Annotated in this window: 17 protein-coding genes; 7 read left to right on the top strand and 10 right to left on the bottom strand. The window is 63.4% G+C overall.

All coding sequences use genetic code 11. From position 1 onward, the window contains the following. Window positions 1-76: 76 nt before the first annotated feature. The 4 genes from QF015_RS16830 to ptsP all read right to left on the bottom strand — a co-directional run bounded on the left by QF015_RS16830 (window position 77) and on the right by ptsP (window position 2,893). Complete coding sequence (locus tag QF015_RS16830; protein ID WP_310207386.1) at window positions 77-328, bottom strand: hypothetical protein; 252 nt, start codon at window positions 326-328, stop codon at window positions 77-79. 77 nt (window positions 329-405) lie between these two features. Next, entirely contained in the window at window positions 406-828 is a 423-nt protein-coding gene (locus QF015_RS16835) for a helix-turn-helix domain-containing protein (RefSeq protein WP_310207384.1), read from the bottom strand. A 53-nt stretch (window positions 829-881) separates the two neighbouring features. After that, complete coding sequence (locus QF015_RS16840) at window positions 882-1,160, bottom strand: HPr family phosphocarrier protein (protein WP_011776464.1); 279 nt, start codon at window positions 1,158-1,160, stop codon at window positions 882-884. 32 nt (window positions 1,161-1,192) lie between these two features. Then, the gene (gene ptsP, locus QF015_RS16845) at window positions 1,193-2,893 is read right to left on the bottom strand and encodes a phosphoenolpyruvate--protein phosphotransferase (protein WP_429390224.1); all 1,701 of its coding nucleotides are present in this window, start codon (window positions 2,891-2,893) and stop codon (window positions 1,193-1,195) included. A 129-nt stretch (window positions 2,894-3,022) separates the two neighbouring features. Between ptsP and QF015_RS16850 the strand changes: the two genes are divergently transcribed. From QF015_RS16850 to QF015_RS16860, 3 genes are all read left to right on the top strand, one after another. Continuing rightward, window positions 3,023-3,745: a TetR/AcrR family transcriptional regulator gene (locus QF015_RS16850; RefSeq protein WP_211710727.1), complete on the top strand. Its 723-nt coding sequence runs from the start codon at window positions 3,023-3,025 to the stop codon at window positions 3,743-3,745. A 66-nt stretch (window positions 3,746-3,811) separates the two neighbouring features. After that, the gene (locus tag QF015_RS16855) at window positions 3,812-5,881 is read left to right on the top strand and encodes a PTS mannitol transporter subunit IICBA (protein ID WP_429390225.1); all 2,070 of its coding nucleotides are present in this window, start codon (window positions 3,812-3,814) and stop codon (window positions 5,879-5,881) included. After that, a complete protein-coding gene (locus QF015_RS16860; RefSeq protein WP_429390226.1) occupies window positions 5,881-7,029 on the top strand; it encodes a mannitol-1-phosphate 5-dehydrogenase in 1,149 nt (382 codons plus the stop codon). Before QF015_RS16855 ends, QF015_RS16860 begins: the two co-directional genes overlap by 1 nt. A gap of 226 nt (window positions 7,030-7,255) precedes the next feature. Here QF015_RS16860 and cycA read toward each other — a convergent pair whose 3' ends face one another. The 5 genes from cycA to QF015_RS16885 form a co-directional block, all read right to left on the bottom strand. Further along, complete coding sequence (gene cycA / locus QF015_RS16865; protein ID WP_189020861.1) at window positions 7,256-8,716, bottom strand: D-serine/D-alanine/glycine transporter; 1,461 nt, start codon at window positions 8,714-8,716, stop codon at window positions 7,256-7,258. Between the two features lie 164 nt (window positions 8,717-8,880). Then, window positions 8,881-9,642, bottom strand: a complete 762-nt coding sequence (locus QF015_RS16870; protein ID WP_310207370.1) for an ABC transporter permease — start codon at window positions 9,640-9,642, stop codon at window positions 8,881-8,883. Then, a complete protein-coding gene (locus QF015_RS16875) occupies window positions 9,639-10,418 on the bottom strand; it encodes an ABC transporter ATP-binding protein (RefSeq protein ID WP_429390227.1) in 780 nt (259 codons plus the stop codon). Before QF015_RS16875 ends, QF015_RS16870 begins: the two co-directional genes overlap by 4 nt. Then, window positions 10,415-10,780 carry a DUF1048 domain-containing protein gene (locus tag QF015_RS16880; RefSeq protein ID WP_310207364.1) on the bottom strand — a complete coding sequence of 122 codons (366 nt, stop codon included), beginning with the start codon at window positions 10,778-10,780 and terminating at the stop codon, window positions 10,415-10,417. The genes QF015_RS16875 and QF015_RS16880 overlap by 4 nt, the downstream gene beginning before the upstream one ends. Before the next feature lies 1 nt (window position 10,781). Further along, window positions 10,782-11,111 (bottom strand): PadR family transcriptional regulator, encoded by a 330-nt coding sequence (locus QF015_RS16885; RefSeq protein ID WP_310207362.1) that lies wholly within the window; start codon window positions 11,109-11,111, stop codon window positions 10,782-10,784. Window positions 11,112-11,214: 103 nt separating this feature from the next. Between QF015_RS16885 and QF015_RS16890 the strand changes: the two genes are divergently transcribed. From QF015_RS16890 to QF015_RS16905, 4 genes are all read left to right on the top strand, one after another. Further along, window positions 11,215-11,721 (top strand): N-acetyltransferase family protein, encoded by a 507-nt coding sequence (locus QF015_RS16890; RefSeq protein ID WP_429390228.1) that lies wholly within the window; start codon window positions 11,215-11,217, stop codon window positions 11,719-11,721. A gap of 102 nt (window positions 11,722-11,823) precedes the next feature. Continuing rightward, a complete protein-coding gene (locus QF015_RS16895; RefSeq protein ID WP_429390229.1) occupies window positions 11,824-13,218 on the top strand; it encodes an HNH endonuclease in 1,395 nt (464 codons plus the stop codon). Window positions 13,219-13,252: 34 nt separating this feature from the next. Further along, window positions 13,253-13,693 (top strand): MarR family winged helix-turn-helix transcriptional regulator, encoded by a 441-nt coding sequence (locus QF015_RS16900; RefSeq protein WP_429390230.1) that lies wholly within the window; start codon window positions 13,253-13,255, stop codon window positions 13,691-13,693. A 29-nt stretch (window positions 13,694-13,722) separates the two neighbouring features. Continuing rightward, window positions 13,723-14,961 (top strand): MFS transporter, encoded by a 1,239-nt coding sequence (locus QF015_RS16905; RefSeq protein ID WP_429390231.1) that lies wholly within the window; start codon window positions 13,723-13,725, stop codon window positions 14,959-14,961. A gap of 58 nt (window positions 14,962-15,019) precedes the next feature. Here QF015_RS16905 and QF015_RS16910 read toward each other — a convergent pair whose 3' ends face one another. Then, window positions 15,020-16,489 carry a sugar porter family MFS transporter gene (locus tag QF015_RS16910; RefSeq protein WP_310207347.1) on the bottom strand — a complete coding sequence of 490 codons (1,470 nt, stop codon included), beginning with the start codon at window positions 16,487-16,489 and terminating at the stop codon, window positions 15,020-15,022. Window positions 16,490-16,501 lie beyond the last annotated feature (12 nt).

Here is a 16,501-nt window from a genome sequence, read left to right on the forward strand (position 1 = left end):
GAGGCCTCGGGCGCGTTAATGCCCGGCGGTTCCACGGCCAATCCGAGTACGTGCCGTGTACTCCTGAAGGCGGGGCCTAGTCCCTGGTCGCGTCATCCGATTCGGTGGGGTCGCCTGCGGGACGTGAAGGCTCAGGCGCGGCGGCTGCCTCAGCCGCGTCCCGGCGTCGTGCGATTTTTGCTTCCGTCCACATGGCAACCGCCACGAACACTGTGCACGCGAACATGAAGGTTGCCACAAAGTTCAATCCCATGGCAGAGCCCAAGGGTGCGGCAAGGGCCATGGCGGCCAACCCGGCCACGATATGCCACCCTTTGAAATTGCCCACCGATCAAGCGTAACCCCGGCTTTAAGGGGTGCTGGCCTGTTGGATGGGATCGTTGCTTGATCCTTATCACTCCGACCCTATGAGTCGGCGTCGGCGTCACTTTCGCCGGCTTGGTCCTCCGCCGCGGCAGCCTGTTTCTTCTTCTGGGATTCCAGCCACGCCATGATGGCGGCTTGCCGGATCCGGCGATGCGTTCCGCGGTACTCCACGGGGATTTCGCCACGATCGGTCATGTTGCGCAGATAGGTGTGGGAAATGCCCGCAAGCTCCGCGGCCTGCGACGTGGTGAGCATTTCCTCCACGCTGCTGACCGTCACCGTTTCGCCCCGGCCCAGCCGCGCGAGGAGATCGACGACGGCGTCCCTCGCCTCGGCCGGCAGGCGGTGGACGGTGCCGTCGACGAACACGGTGATGTCGTTGCTGTCCTCGAGGGAACGCGCCAGGTTCCGGGCGTCATCGGCGGGGAGGCCTGCCGTGACGCGGGGAGCTATCAATGCCATGGCAGAAGCCTAGCCCAGCCGCAGAAACAAGCCAGGGACAGCCCAGCGAGAGACTACTCCGCGTCCAGGTCCGTCTCCAGCAGCTTCACCAGTGCGTCCAGCGCGGCGTCGGCACCGTCCCCCTCGGCCCGCAGCACCACGACGTCGCCCTTGGCGGCACCGAGCGTCATGAGCGAAAGGATGCTGGCGGCGTCGAGCGCGTCATCGGCAGGGTCACCCTGCATGGCGATGGTGACCTCAACCGGCTGCTCGCCCGCGGCTTCGGCAAACAAGGCGGCGGGGCGGGCATGCAGGCCGGAGCGGCTGGCGATGGTGGCTGTGCGTTCGGGCATGGGTTTCTCCTAAAGGTGTAGAGCTAAGGAAGTTAGAGGCCGAGTTCCTCGAGCACGGGCAGCTTGGCACGTACCCAGTCGCGGGCTTCGATGGCACTCGGTGCGGAAAGGGCCAGGCGCGCGAGTTCCTGCGCCTGCTCCAGGGTGACGGTTTTCAGCACAGTACCGACCGCGGCCAAGGAGCGCGCGGTCATGGACAGTGTGGTGACGCCCAACCCGGTCAGTACGACGGCGAGGGCCGGGTCCGCGGCTGCCTCACCACAGACGCCAACGGGCTTCGCGTTGCCCTCCCGGCCGGAGCCTTCCTGGGCCGCGCCTTCCACGGTGAGCTGCACGAGGCGGAGAACGGCGGGCTGCCATGGGGTGTTGAGTTCGGCGAGGGGTCCGAGTTGGCGGTCGGCGGCCATGGCGTACTGGGTGAGGTCGTTGGTGCCAAGGGAGGCGAATCCGACTTCCCGCAGGACGGTGGCAGCGGTCAGTGCGGCGGAGGGAACTTCCACCATCACGCCCGGTGTCTGGATTCCGGCGGCGGCGCAGAGGGAGGCGAAGCGGCCGGCTTCGGCGGCGGTGGAGATCATGGGTGCCATGACCCACACGTCGGCCTCGGACTCTGAAGCTGCCCGGGCGATGGCCTCCAGCTGGCGCTCCAAAACACCCGGGGTGGTGAAGTCGGTGCGGTAGCCGCGGACACCCAGTGCAGGGTTGGGTTCGGTGGCATCCGTGAGGAAGGGCAGGGGCTTGTCGGCGCCGGCATCCAGGGTGCGGAGGACCACTTTCTTGCCCGGGAACGCGTCAAACACGGCTTTGTACGCTGCTGCTTGCTCGTCCACGGAGGGCTCGGTGTCGCGTTCCAGGAAGCAGAACTCGGTCCGGAACAGTCCAACACCCTGGGCGCCCAAACCGGCAGCTGCCACAGCGTCCTTGGCTCCGCCGACGTTGGCGAGCAGCGGCACCAGGTGACCGTCCGCCGTCGTGCCGTTTCCGTCGAACGAGGCAAGTGTTGCGGAGGTTTCGGCCCAGGCCGTGGCGGCGGAACGCTGTTCATCGGTGGGGGAAACCGCGACGAAGCCGGCAGCGCCATCGACGTAGATTTCCGAGCCGTCAGCAATGTCGTCAACACCGTGTGCAGCCACGACAGCAGGCAATCCGAGGGAGCGCGCAATGATCGCCGTGTGGGACTGCGGGCCGCCGCCTGAGGTCACCAAGGCCAAAACCACCGCGGGATTCAGCGTGGCGGTATCGGCGGGGGCGAGGTCTTCGGCCACCAGGATGAAGGGCGTTTCCGAGGAAGGGATTCCCGGCGCGGGGACGCCACGGAGCTCGGCCACAATGCGGGCGCGCACATCCAGGACGTCGGTGGCGCGCTCGGCCATGTAGCCTCCGAGATTGTGCAGCATTTCGGAGACGGACGCGCCGGCTTCCCAGATAGCGCGCTCCGCCGAAGATCCGGCGTTGATCAGCTTCGCTGCCGACTTCAGGAGCATGGTGTCCTTGGCCATCAAAGCGGTGGCCTCGAGGACTGCTTTGCCGTCGCCTGAGGCTGTGTCCGCGCGGCCCTTGAGTTCATCGTGAACGGACTGGGCGGCAGCCTTCAAGCCTGCAATGGCGTCCTCGGGGGCTACGTCCGCGGCCAAACGCTCTCCCGACGGAGGTTCGCTCACCGGCTTGGGCATCTGGCGGACGGAACCGATGATGCGGCCAGGGCTAACCCCTACTCCTTGGAAATTCTGCACTGAATCCTCTGTTCCTGCTTGTTGGTTCAAGCCCGACGGCGACGGCACCGGGAGCCTCTGGAACTAGCCTACAAATTTCTGTTGTGAGCCACTTCATATAGCAACGCTATAGGTGCTAGGGTAGCGGTTATGAGTTTCGATGACCAGCTTCCGCCCAAAATTCGGTTGCTTCGCGCAGCTGCCGAATTGCTGGCGAATTCGGAGGGGTCAGCGGTCTCTACGCGCCAGATCACCAAGCTTGCCGGGGTCACGGCGCCAACGCTCTACCACCACTTTGGCGACAAAGAAGGCCTGTTCGACGCCGTCGTATCAGCCGGATTTGAAGAGTACGTGGCGGGGGAGCGGGATTTTGCACCGTCCGGGGAGCCCTTGGAAGACGTCCGGCGGATGTGGGACAACCACGTCCAGTTCGGCCTGACCCAACCCCATCTTTATCTGGTCATGTTCGGCAACATTCGCCCGGAAAGCCGCCCGGCAATCGTGGCCGATGCTGAAGCACTTCTGGAAGAAATGCTGAACAAGGCCGCCATCTCCGGTCAAATCAACGTGCCGCCCCGCGAGGCGGCGCGCAGCATCCTGGCGGCCAACGTGGGCGTCACGCTCATGCTGATCGCAGAACCGGTAGAGGAACGGAACCTCGAGCTCTCAACGATGACCCGGGATTCCATGATCTTTGCCGTCTCCACGGACACCGCCCGTGGCGCCGCAGCGGAGGACTCCGGCAAGTCCTCGGTAGTTGTTGCGGCAATCGCCCTGAATGCGGCACTGCAGGCCTCGCATTCGGACCAACTCTCCAGCTCTGAACTGAAGCTCTTCCTTGAATGGCTTCACCGTATTTCCAGCAGCTCCTAAGGCTGCACTCTCTCGATCTATATCGACTGACCCCGCGCCGCCGCGGGACACACGTTAGGAATTCACATGGCAACAGAGACAGTTGCGAAGCCCCGCACCAGCGCGCGCGTTGGTGTCCAGAAGTTCGGAACATTCCTGTCCGGCATGATCATGCCCAATATCGGCGCCTTCATCGCCTGGGGCCTCATCACTGCCCTCTTCATTGAAAAGGGCTGGATTCCCGTGCCCGCCCTCGGTGGCTTCGGCACCAACGCTGACGGTGATCCCAACGGGGGCATCGTGGGGCCCATGGTGACGTACCTGCTTCCCATCCTGATTGCCTACACCGGCGGCAGGATGGTCTACGACGTGCGTGGCGGCGTCGTGGGAGCCATCGCAACCATGGGGGTCATCGCGGGTACGGACTCTCCGATGTTCATCGGTGCCATGATCATGGGCCCCTTGGGCGGCTGGACCATGAAGAAGATCGACTCCATCTGGGACGGCAAGATCCGCCCCGGCTTTGAGATGTTGGTCAACAACTTCTCCGCCGGCATCTGGGGTGCACTGCTGGCTTTGGGTGGCTTCTACGGTCTGTCCTGGGTTGTCCAGCGCTTCACCGATGGTGCGGGCGCAGTGGTCGGTTTCCTGGTCAACAACGGCCTGCTGCCGCTGACCAGCATCTTCATCGAGCCTGCCAAGGTCCTCTTCCTCAACAACGCCATCAACCACGGCGTGCTGACCCCGTTGGGTATCCAGCAGTCCCTGGACCAGGGCAAGTCCATCCTGTTCCTGCTCGAAGCCAACCCCGGCCCGGGCATGGGCATCCTGCTGGCGTACATGTTCTTCGGCCGCGGCGCTGCACGCGCGTCCGCCCCCGGTGCTGCGATCATCCACTTCCTCGGCGGCATCCACGAGATCTACTTCCCGTACGTCCTGATGAAGCCCATCCTCATCCTCGCTGCGATCGGCGGCGGCATGACGGGCATCGCAACCCTGGCCATCACCAACTCCGGCCTCGTTGCTCCGGCCGCGCCAGGCTCCATCATCGCGGTGCTGGCACAGACGGCCCGCGACAGCTACCTTGGCGTGATCCTGTCCGTCATTCTGGCCACCACCGTTTCCTTCCTCATAGCCTCGGTGATCCTCCGCGCCTCCAAGAACACGGGCGAGGATGACCTCTCCGCGGCAACGTCCCGCATGGAAGCCATGAAGGGCAAGAAGAGCTCCGTCTCCTCTGCGCTGACCGGTGACCGTGCTGGTGCCCACGGCGAAGGAACCGTCCTGACCCGCCCGGTCCGGAACATCGTGTTCGCTTGCGACGCCGGCATGGGGTCCAGTGCCATGGGTGCTTCGGTCCTGCGCAACAAGATCAAGGCAGCCGGTTTCCCGGACGTCAAGGTCACCAACTCGGCCATCGCCAACCTCAACGACACGTACGACGTCGTGGTCACGCACCAGGACCTGACTGCACGCGCCCAGCCACGCACCTCCAGCGCGGTGCACTACTCGGTGGACAACTTCATGAACAGCCCCAAGTACGACGACATTGTTGAGTTGGTCCGGAGCAGCAACACTGAAGGCGCGGTTTCAGAGGCTGGCACGACGGCGGCTCCCGCCGAAAGTGCCCAGCCCGCCGCCGCTGCCTCCTCCTCAGCAGCCGCCACCCACGGTGCGCATGCCGCCGTGCCGGCTTCCGGCGTCGACGGTCAAGCCGCGGAAGGTAAAGGCGTCCTGCTCCGCGAAAGCGTGGTCCTGAACGGCGCATCCCGTGACCGTGACGCGGCAATCGACGAGGCCGGAAAGCTCCTGCTGGATCGCGGCGCCGTTGATGTCAGCTACGTCCATGCGATGCATGAGCGCGAGGAATCCGTGTCCACGTACATGGGCAGCTTCCTGGCGATCCCGCACGGCACCAATGACGCCAAAGAGCACATCAACCACTCGGCCGTGTCCATCATCCGCTACCCGGAAGGTATCGACTGGGGCGGCAAGCAAGTGAAGTTCGTGGTCGGCGTGGCCGGCATCAACAATGAGCACCTCCACATCCTGTCCTCGATCGCGAAGATCTTCACCAACAAGGCACTGGTTGCCCAGTTGGAAGAAGCCACCACGGTTGAGGAAGTCCTGGAGCTGTTCGGAAAGGTCAACGCATAGTGAAGGCAGTCCATTTTGGGGCAGGCAACATCGGGCGCGGCTTCGTGGGGCTGCTGCTCCACGAAGCCGGCTATGAGGTGGTGTTCGCTGATGTGGCGGACGCGCTGATCAGCCAGCTCGCCTCGGCAAGCAGCTACGACGTCCACGAGGTAGGCGAGAACCCCGCGGTCAAGACTGTCAGCGGGTTCCGCGCCTTCAATTCCGCGTCGCAGGAAGCCTCTGTCGTGGAGGAAATCTCGACGGCGGATGTAGTCACCACTGCCGTGGGTCCGCACATCCTGAAGTTCGTGGCACCGGTGATTGCCCGCGGTTTGGCTGCCCGATCCACGGAGTTGCCGCCCCTGCAGGTGATGGCGTGCGAGAACGCCATCAACGCCACGGACCTCCTGCACACGGAGATCCGGGCTGCCTGGGACGATTCCGCAGGCGACCTGGACGCCGTCGCGGTGTTCGCCAATACGGCAGTGGACCGAATCGTCCCCAACCAGGCCCCCGGGCAGGGCTTGGATGTCACGGTGGAGACGTTCTACGAGTGGGTCATCGACCGCACGCCGTTCGGTGACCACGTGCCGACCATCCCCGGGGCCACCTTCGTGGATGAGCTGGGCCCGTACATCGAACGCAAGCTGTTCACGGTCAACACCGGCCATGCGTCGGCGGCGTACTTCGGCTACCAGGCCGGCTTGGAGAAGATCTCCGACGCCATGGCCGATCCGTCTGTGGCTTCGAAGGTCCGCGCTGTCTTGGAAGAAACCAAGGAACTGCTGGTGGCCAAGCACGGGTTTGTCGAGGCGGAGCAGGAAGCCTATGTGCAGAAGATCCTGTCCCGTTTCACCAACCCGCACCTGCCGGACACCGTGAACCGCGTGGGCCGTGCGCCGCTGCGGAAGCTCAGCCGGCACGAACGTTTCGTTGGTCCTGCCGCCGAGTTGGCCGAGCGTGGAGTTACTCCGGTGGCGTTGCTGGAGGCAATGTCCGCTGCCTTGCGTTTCGATGACGGCAATGACGACGAAGCCGTGGAGCTCGCAAACCTGCTGTCCGAGCTGGACGCGGCTGCCGCCGTCGAACGCATCACGGAACTGACGCCGGCGCACCCGCTGTTCCCGGCGGTCCAGAAGCTGGTGGAGGACCGACAAGCGGAGGCGTAGCTTTCACGGCCTTTCGGTGATGAAGTCAGCCGCGTGGTGGGGCCGGACGCTCTCTCACCTTTCGCGTGGTGGGGCCGGACGCTCTCTCACCTTTCGCGTGGTGGGGCCGGACGCTCTCTCACCCTTCGCGTGCTGGGGCCGGACGCTCTCTCACCTGCAGACAAGAAAGCCCGACGTCGAAACCCAAGAGCTGGGTGCCGACGTCGGGCTTTTGCTGTTGTGGCCGTTAGCGCGCTGCCGCGGTTTCCGCTTCCGACATTGCCTTCCACTCGGCCACGCGGGCCTGGTGGAGCGGGGATTTGCGGACCACGGCGTAGGCGACGCCGAGGATCGCGAACCAGATGGGCGTGACCAGAAGAGCGGTAAGCGTGTCCGGCTGCGTGGTCAGGGCCCAGACGAGGAACGCGAAGAAGGCAAAGACCACCCAGACCATGGGGATGCCGCCGGGCATCTTGAACGGCGAGGCCGCATGCTGCTCAGGCCGGCGTTTGCGGTACACGAGGTAGCTGGCCAGGATGATGGACCAGACGAACATGAAGCAGACGGCGGACACCGTGGTCACCATGTCGAACGCCACGCCAACGTCCTTGCCTGCGTAGAGAAGTGCGACGCCGGCCAACAACAGCACGCACGAGAGGAACAGGGCGTTCTGGGGTACTTTACGGCTGGAAAGGCGGCCGAAGAGCTTGGGGGCGTCGCCGTCGTTGGCCAGGCCGTAGACCATGCGGGAGGTCGAGTAGATGCCTGAGTTGGCCGAGGACATGGCCGAAGTGAGCACCACCAGGTTGACTACTGTGGCGGCCATTCCGAGGCCGGCCAGGGAAAACATGGCGATGAACGGGCTCTGGCCTGCCTTGAATTCGGTCCACGGGGTGACCGACATGAGGATGATGAGGGCGCCTACGTAGAACAGCATGACGCGCAGGGGAATCGCGTTGATGGCACGGGGGAGGTTGTGTTCCGGGTTCTTGGTTTCGGCTGCGGCGGTACCCACAAGCTCGATGCCCACGAAGGCGAAGACGGCGATCTGGAAGCCGGCTACGAATCCCATGAATTCCTTGGGGAAGAATCCGCCGTGGCTCCAGAGGTTGGTGAAGCTTGCGGTTCCTGCGTTGGACTGGAAGCCGGTGAAGATCATGACCAGGCCAACAACGATCAGCGCCACGATGGCGACGATCTTGATGAGGGCAAACCAGAATTCGGTCTCGCCGAACGCCTTGACGGTGGGCAGGTTGAGCAGGAGCAGGATGATGATGGTGGCCAGGCCCGGGATCCAGAGCTGGATTCCCGGCCAGAGTTCGTTGGCGTAGCCGGCAATCGCGATGACGTCCGCGACGCCTGTGACCACCCAGCAGAACCAGTAGGTCCAGCCGGTGAAGAAGCCTGCCCACGGGCCCAGGAGGTCGCCCGCGAAGTCGCTGAAGGACTTGTAGTTCAGGTTGGACAGCAGCAATTGGCCCATGGCCCTCATGACGAAGAAGAGCATGAAACCGATGATCATGTACACGAAGATCACGGAGGGGCCGGCGACCGAGATGGTCTTGCCTGAGCCCATGAACAGGCCGGTTCCGATGGCTCCGCCGATGGCCAGGAGCTGGATGTGGCGATTGCTGAGCGAGCGTGACAGGTGGGGCTCGCTGTCCCTGCTGGAGGCGCGGAGCTGCCCCTGTGTTGTCTGGTCGGACATGAGATCAAGAACCCTTCGAAGGATCCGCCATAATAGTGACGGCCGTTACAAATCTGTTCGATAAAGTTATAGCTAATGTCTGACAGATGGCGAATCGGTCTGAATGGCGAAAGCTCCCGCCCTGGTAAAGGGGGAGCTTAGGCCTTGTTTTGGGTGTGGAGGCGTTAGGCGATCTGACGCTTGTAAGCCGCCGTCGCGAAGGCGTAGGAGACGACCAGGATCCCCAGGCACCAGGCCAGGGCAACCCAGATGTCGCTGCCCACAGGACGCTGCGCGAACAGATCCTGGATGGTGTTGACGATGGACGTCACCGGTTGGTTCTCGGCGAACCATCGGACCGGGCCGGGCATGGTCTCCGTCGGGACGAAGGCCGAACTGATGAACGGCAGGAAGATCAGCGGATAGGAGAAGCCACCTGCGCCGTCCACGGACTTGGCCGAAAGGCCCGCAATGATGGCAATCCACGTGAGTGCCAGCGTGAACAGCGCCAGGATCCCTGCGATGGCCAGCCAGTCCAGCACATTGGCCGACGTTCGGAATCCCATGAGGAGCGCCACCAGGACGATAATCAGCAGTGAAAGTCCATTGGCCACCAGGGAGGTCAGGACGTGTGCCCACAGAACCGACGATCGGGCGATCGGCATGGACTGGAACCGCTCAAAGATGCCACTCTGCATATCCGTGAACAAACGGACTGCCGTGTAGGCGATGCCAGAAGCGATAGCGATCAGCATGATGCCCGGGAGCAGGTAGTTCACATAGTTCCCGGTGTCGGTCCGGATGGCACCGCCGAAGACGTAGACGAACAAGAGCATGAGGGCGATCGGCGTGATGGCCGTGGTGATGATGGTGTCCACGCTGCGGAAGATGTGCCGCATGGAACGGCCCAGCAGCACGGACGTGTCTGCGAAGAAATGGGTGTTCATGACCTGTCCTTTGCTGCTTCGTTGTTGGTAGTTCCCACCAAGGCCAGGAAGATGTCCTCCAGGCTCGGCTGCTTCTCGACGTACTCGATCTTGGCCGGCGGCAGCAAGTCCTTGAGCTCGGCGAGGGTGCCGTTGGCGATGATGCGGCCTTCGTGGAGGATGGCGATCCGGTCCGCGAGCTGTTCGGCCTCATCGAGGTATTGCGTGGTGAGCAGGACCGTGGTCCCTTGCCTGGCGAGATTCTTGACAATCTGCCACACCTCAAGGCGCGCTTCGGGGTCCAGGCCCGTGGTCGGCTCGTCCAGGAAGATCACCTTCGGGTTGCCGATGAGGCTCATGGCGATGTCCAGCCGGCGTCGCATACCCCCGGAGTACGTCGCCACCTTCCGTGGCCCGGCCTCCGTGAGGCTGAACTGCGCCAGCAGCTCGTCTGCGATCTGCCCGGAGTTCTTCAGGTGACGCAGTTTCGCCACCAGAACCAGATTCTCCTTGCCGGACAGGACGTCGTCCACTGCGGCGAACTGTCCGGTGAGGCTGATGGACTGCCTCACCTGGAGCGACTCCGTCGCAACGTCGAAACCTTCGACGGCGGCCGAACCGCCATCCGCTTTCAGCAGGGTGGACAGAATCTTCACCATGGTGGTCTTGCCGGCTCCATTGGAACCGAGAAGGGCGAAAATGCTGCCCGACGCTACCTCGAAGTCCACGCCGCGGAGCACGTGCAGGTCCTTATAGGACTTCTCGATGCCTTCTACCCGGATTGCTGTTGCGGTCATGATTCAGCCTCCTTTGCTTTGTCGATGGCTTTGTTGAGGCGCTCGCGTTCCTTGTCGATCCAGCGCTTTCCGCCGTATGCCTGTGCGAAGGTCTCGGCGAACTCGATCGGATCCTCGCCCACCATCTCGGTGACCGGCGTGCCGTCGATTGCGGCGCGCTCCCAAAGGTCTGCCAGGTCTGTGAACATCTGCACCATGGTGTCGCCTTCGGTGACGCCGCCGTAGTACATCAGGTACCGGTTGAAGGCGGTTGCGACGCTGAGGTAGGGCTCAGGCAGGGCATCCATGCGGGCTTTGGCTTGCTTGTACTGCTTCTTCTGCTCGAGTGATCCGGTGACCAGTTCGATCCATTTTGCTGCCATGTTATTTTCCTTCCTTGCGGAGCTGTTCGAGCCGTTCGGACAAGAAGCTCCAGGTGTTCCAGAATTCGTTCAGTTCGTTTCGGCCCTGTGCGTTAAGCGTGTAGACCTTGCGGGGCGGGCCCTTTTCGGACGGCCGCTTTTCGACGTCCACCAAACCCTTTTGTTCGATCCTTACCAGCAGTGCGTACACGGTGCCTTCAGCGATCTCGGTGAAGCCCTGCTCCCGGAGCTGCGTGGTGATTTCATATCCATACGCCGCCTTCCCGGTCAGGAGGGCCAGCACGATGCCCTCCAACGTGCCTTTGAGCATCTCCGTCATTTGCTTGCCCATCGGACACCTCCTTCGCTACTCAGTATTACTAGCTACCACTACATAGTAGAACTAAGTACCAGTACTTAGCAATACTTAGTTCTAAACTCAATGGCATGCTGGGATGGTGACTTCGGAAACCCCCGCCTCGACCGCTTTGATGACTGCCGCCGTCGAATCCGGAACCTTCATCCTGCGGCGCGCCCGCAAGGGTGACCTGCCGGGCATCCTCGCTTTGCTCGCGGACGATCAATTGGGTGCCGCCCGCGAGAGCGTCGACGATCCGGCGCCCTATGAGCGGGCTTTTGAGGCGATCGACGCCGACCCTGCCCACCTTTTGGTGGTGGGCGAACTGAACGGTGACGTGGTGGCGACGTTCCAGCTCAGTTTCCTTCCGGGCTTGTCCCGCAAGGGATCCTCGCGGGCCCAGATCGAAGCGGTCCGGGTCTCGGAGGTGCTGCGAGGCCGGGGTGTGGGGGCGCTGATGATCGAATGGGCTATTGAGCAGGCGCGTGGGCGGGGTTGTTCGCTGGTTCAGCTGACGACCGACAAATCGCGTGTGGCCGCGCACCGGTTCTATGAGCGGTTGGGGTTTGTTGCGAGCCACGAAGGCATGAAGTTGAAGCTGTAGACGCGCGGGCCGGTGAAGACGTGCTGGTTCAACGCCGGGGTGTTTTCCACATAGCGAGGTCCCGGCCTTATGCGGCACTATGCTGGCTGGAAGGCTTGAGCCATGGAGCAAACCCGGGAACGGCAAACGATCGATGCGGGCTCACGTGCCCCGGAGATGCGGCCTCGGTCCAATGACTCCGCACCCCGGGTTTCTGACGTCATCGCACTGCTTCGCTGTGTTCAGCCCGGGGCCGGGAGCGGGGAACTGATCGACCAAATCAGTGATCTGGAAGATCTTAAATCGGCCATCTCCGGCCTGCAGGCCCGGGTGGCTGTGGCCTTCGATGTGGCCCAGCGCGCTGCCCAGGCTGCGGCGGGCGTGCCTGCGTCTGAACGGGGTAAGGGTGTGGGTGTCCAAGTGGCGTTGGCCAGGCGCGAGTCCCCGAGCCGCGGATCCCGCCTCCTGGGACTCGCGAAGGCGCTGGTCACGGAGATGCCGCACACCATGGCCGCTTTGGAGTCGGGCCAGTTGAATGAGTGGCGTGCCACGCTGCTCGTGAAGGAAACAGCCTGCCTGTCAGTCGAGGACCGGTGTGCCGTGGACGAGGAACTGGCCGCTGACGCCGGCACCTTCATCGGCGCTGGCGACAATGCCATCACCGCGGCCGCAAAGGCCGCCGCGTACCGGCGCGATCCCCGTACCGTTTCCCAGCGTGCCAGCTACGCCGCCACGGAGCGGACGGTAAGCCTGCGGCCTGCTCCGGATGCCATGACGTACCTGACAGCGCTGCTCCCCGTGGCCCATGGCGTGGCAGTCTATGCCGCACTTTCCCGAAAGGCAGACTCTGCCCGTTCCAGCGGGGATTCACGGATCCGGGGCCAGGTCATGGCCGATACCCTGGTTGAACGCGTCACCGGCAGGCGGGGAGGGATCAGCGGCGTCGACCTTCAACTCGTCATGACGGACCGGGCCCTTTTTCAAGGAGACGCCGAACCCGCCCGGATCCAGGGGTATGGCATCGTTCCGGCGGAGTGGGCCAGGGCCTTGGTTGGTGCAGCGCGGGTCGGGGAACCGGAGCATGAGCCGACGGCAGTCAGGGAACCGCCGCCGGGGCGTGAAGGGGAATTCGACGTGTGGCTTCGGCGGCTCTACACCGCTCCGGCCACGGGAGAACTCATCACGACGGACTCCAAGGCGCGGCTCTTTCCGCCGAGGTTGAGGCGCTTTATTGAGGTTCGGGACGATACCTGCCGCACGCCGTACTGCGACGCACCCATCCGGCATATCGACCACGTTGTTCCGTGGCACGCGGGGGGCCTCACTACTGTGACCAATAGCGCCGGGCTCTGCGAAGCCTGTAATCACACCAAGGAAAATCCCGGGTGGACGGCGAAAACGCTCCCCGGAGATGTCCACACCCTTGAACTCAGCACGCCTGCCGGGCGTACCTACACATCAAGAGCCCCGGCACCACCTGGGCATCGGCGCGGACCAACGTCGTCGGCGGGGGCTTGACTATTAGGTACCCTAACTATTAGGCTACCTAAATATGAACACCTTTGATCCCCGGCTGCTTGACCTCGCACAGGAATTCCGCGAGTCACTGCGGCTCGGCGTGTACATGTTCCGGCGCCTCGACCCTGATGGCGACCTTACCGCCGCACAGCTCAGCCTGCTGTCCATGATTTCCGACGGTGGGCTTCGGGTGGGCGATGTCGCCAAGAACCTGGGTATCAAAGTCCCCAGCGCCACCGAACAGATCATCAAGCTTGAGCGTGCCGGCCTGGTCACCCGCCAACAGGATCCCGATGATTCCCGAGCGGTCCAGGTGGTCATCACCGTGGCCGGGACCGCGGCGGTCGAATCTGCCAATCAGCGGCGCAACGCCATGGTGGCCGAACTGCTGCGGGACCTCACCAGCGAGGAAATTGAGCATCTCGCTGCCGCGCTGCCCGTCATCAGCAAGCTCAACAGCTCGTTCCAGAACTAAGAAAACCAGCACCGACAAGGAGCCATTGAATGTCACGCCAGTTGGCTGACGCTTCAGCAAGCGCCGAAACAACCATCGAAACCACGCTGGAGGCCGAGAAGGCCTCCTTCCTCAAGCAGCCAAAGGCAGTGTGGGCCACAGCACTCGCGGCCGTTTTCGCGTTCATGGGCATCGGCTTGGTGGACCCGATCCTTCCGGCAATTGCCAAGAACCTTGAAGCGTCCACCAGCGAAGTGTCGTTGCTTTTCACCAGCTATTTCCTGGTGACGGCCATTGCGATGCTGATCAGTGGATTCGTCTCCTCAAGGATCGGCGGAAAGAAGACGTTGCTGATCGGTTTGGCGATCATCGTGGTCTTCGCGTCGTTGTCCGGCATCTCCGGCAGCGTTGAACAACTGGTGGGATTCCGCGCCGGCTGGGGGCTTGGTAACGCCCTGTTCGTTGCGACGGCCCTTGCAGTGATCGTTGGCGTAGCCAGCGGAGGAACCGGCACCGCCATCATTCTCTACGAAGCTGCACTTGGCCTCGGCATCTCGCTTGGCCCGTTGCTGGGCGCACTCCTTGGCGGCTGGCAGTGGCGCGCACCGTTCTTCGGAACCGCGGTCCTCATGGCCGCCGCTTTCATCGCACTGCTGGCACTGCTCCCCAAGACCCCGGCCCCAGCCAGGAAATCCCGACTGCGCGACCCCCTCCTGGCCCTGGGCCACAAGGGCCTTCGCACCACCGCAGCGAGTGCGCTCTTCTACAACTACGGTTTCTTTACCATCCTCGCTTTCACCCCCTTCATCCTTGGCATGGATGCCTACGGTATCGGGGGAGTGTTCTTCGGATGGGGCGTCGCGGTGGCCGTCTTCTCGGTGTTTGTTGCTCCCGTTCTTCAGAAGCGCTTCGGTGCAGTCAAGGTCCTGACCGGCACGCTGGCAGTCCTGATGCTCGACCTCATCGGGCTGGCACTGGCAGCGGGGCACTCGGTGACTGCCGTCGTCGTGCTTGTCATCGTCGCGGGCGCCCTCTTGGGCATCAACAACACGGTCTACACGGAACTGGCCATGGGCGTTTCCGATTCGCCGCGCCCCGTCGCTTCCGCCGGCTACAACTTTGTGCGCTGGATGGGCGGTGCACTGGCTCCCTTCGCGGCGGCGCAGCTCGGTGAGCACTTCGGCCCGCAGGTTCCCTTCTTTGCCGGCGCCGTTGCCATGGTGGTCGCGATCCTCATTGCTTTCGGCGGGCGCAGCTACCTGAAGTCACACGAGCCGCACCTCGTCTGATACCACCTCTTAAGCAGCAAAAAGCCCGACGGAATTGATCCGTCGGGCTTTTTCATGCTTACTTGGGTTCGTCCGAGGTGACCGGCAGCGGTGCCACCGGCGCTCCCTTCGGGACGAACAGTGTTTCGGCCTGCTCGAGGGACATGCCGTTCGTTTCCGGAACCTTGAACATCACAAAGAAGAACGACGCCGCAGCGAAGGCCGCGTACATGGCGTATGTCAGAGGCAGCGAACCTGCCGCCATGACGGGGAAGCTGAGCGTGATGGCGAAGTTCGCGATCCACTGTGCGGCGGCGGCCAGGCCGAGCGCGCGGGCCCGGATGCGGGACGGGAAGATCTCGCCCAGCAGGACCCATACGAGCGGTCCCCACGAGGCACCGAAGCTGATGACGAACACGTTGGCGGCGACCAGTGCAACCGGGCCCCATGCACCGGGGAGCGTGATCTCCGAGCCAGTGCCGGTCGCCGAAGAGAAGGCCAGCGCCATGACGCCGAGCGACACTGCCATGCCGATGGATCCGGTCAGAAGGATCGGTCGTCGGCCGATGCGGTCCACCAGGGCGATGGCTACGAGCGTTACCAGGATGTTGGTGACGGACGTGGCAACGGAGATCGTCAGGGAGTCCTTTTCCTGGAAGCCGACAGCCTTCCACAGCGTGGTGGAGTAGTAGAAGATCACGTTGATGCCAACGAACTGCTGCAGCACCGACAGGATGATGCCAATCCACACCACGGGCAGCAGGCCGAATCGGTTGCCGCGCAAGGAGCCCTTCTTGGTGGAGAGCTTCTCCTGCTGAATGGACTCGCGGATCTCGCGGATGTGCCGTTCAATGTCGTCGCCGGGGATGAGCTTGTTGAAGATCGTGCGGGCTTGGTCTTCTTTGCCGTTGAGGACCAGGAAGTGAGGGGACTCCGGCAATCGGAAGGCGATCCAGCCGTACACGGCAGCCGGTACAGCGCAGGCGATGAACATCCAGCGCCAGGCTTCGATGCCCAGCCAAAGGGTACCGTCGGCGCCGCCAGCTGAGTTGGCAAGCACCGCGTCGGAGAGCAGTGCGGCGAAGATGCCGGTGGTGATCGCGAGCTGCTGGAGTGAAGCCAAGCGGCCACGCACATGTCGCGGCGAGATCTCGGAGATGTAGGCAGGGGCAATCACGGAGGCCAGTCCGATGCCCAGACCGCCGACGAGCCGCCAGAAGATGAGGTCCCACACGCTGAATGCCAAGCCGGTTCCGACTGCGCTGACCAGGAAGAGCAGTGCGCCGATCTTCATGGCGGGGATGCGGCCGTAGCGGTCGGCTACTTTACCGGCCAGATAGGCGCCCACGGCACAACCCAGCAAGGCGACGGCGACGGCGAACCCTGTCAGTGCTTCGCTCATGACGAACTCGTCTGCCATCGCGTCCACGGCGCCGTTGACCACGGATGAATCGAAGCCGAAGAGGAAACCGCCCACCGCGCCAGCGACGGCCAGGCCGATCACCTTCCGCGAGACTGGGGGCGCGCCTTCGGTGCTGGAACTGGACATGGGTCTCCCTTG

Source organism: Paenarthrobacter sp. TE4293 (assembly GCF_050435325.1).
GTDB lineage: Bacteria > Actinomycetota > Actinomycetes > Actinomycetales > Micrococcaceae > Arthrobacter > Arthrobacter nitroguajacolicus_C.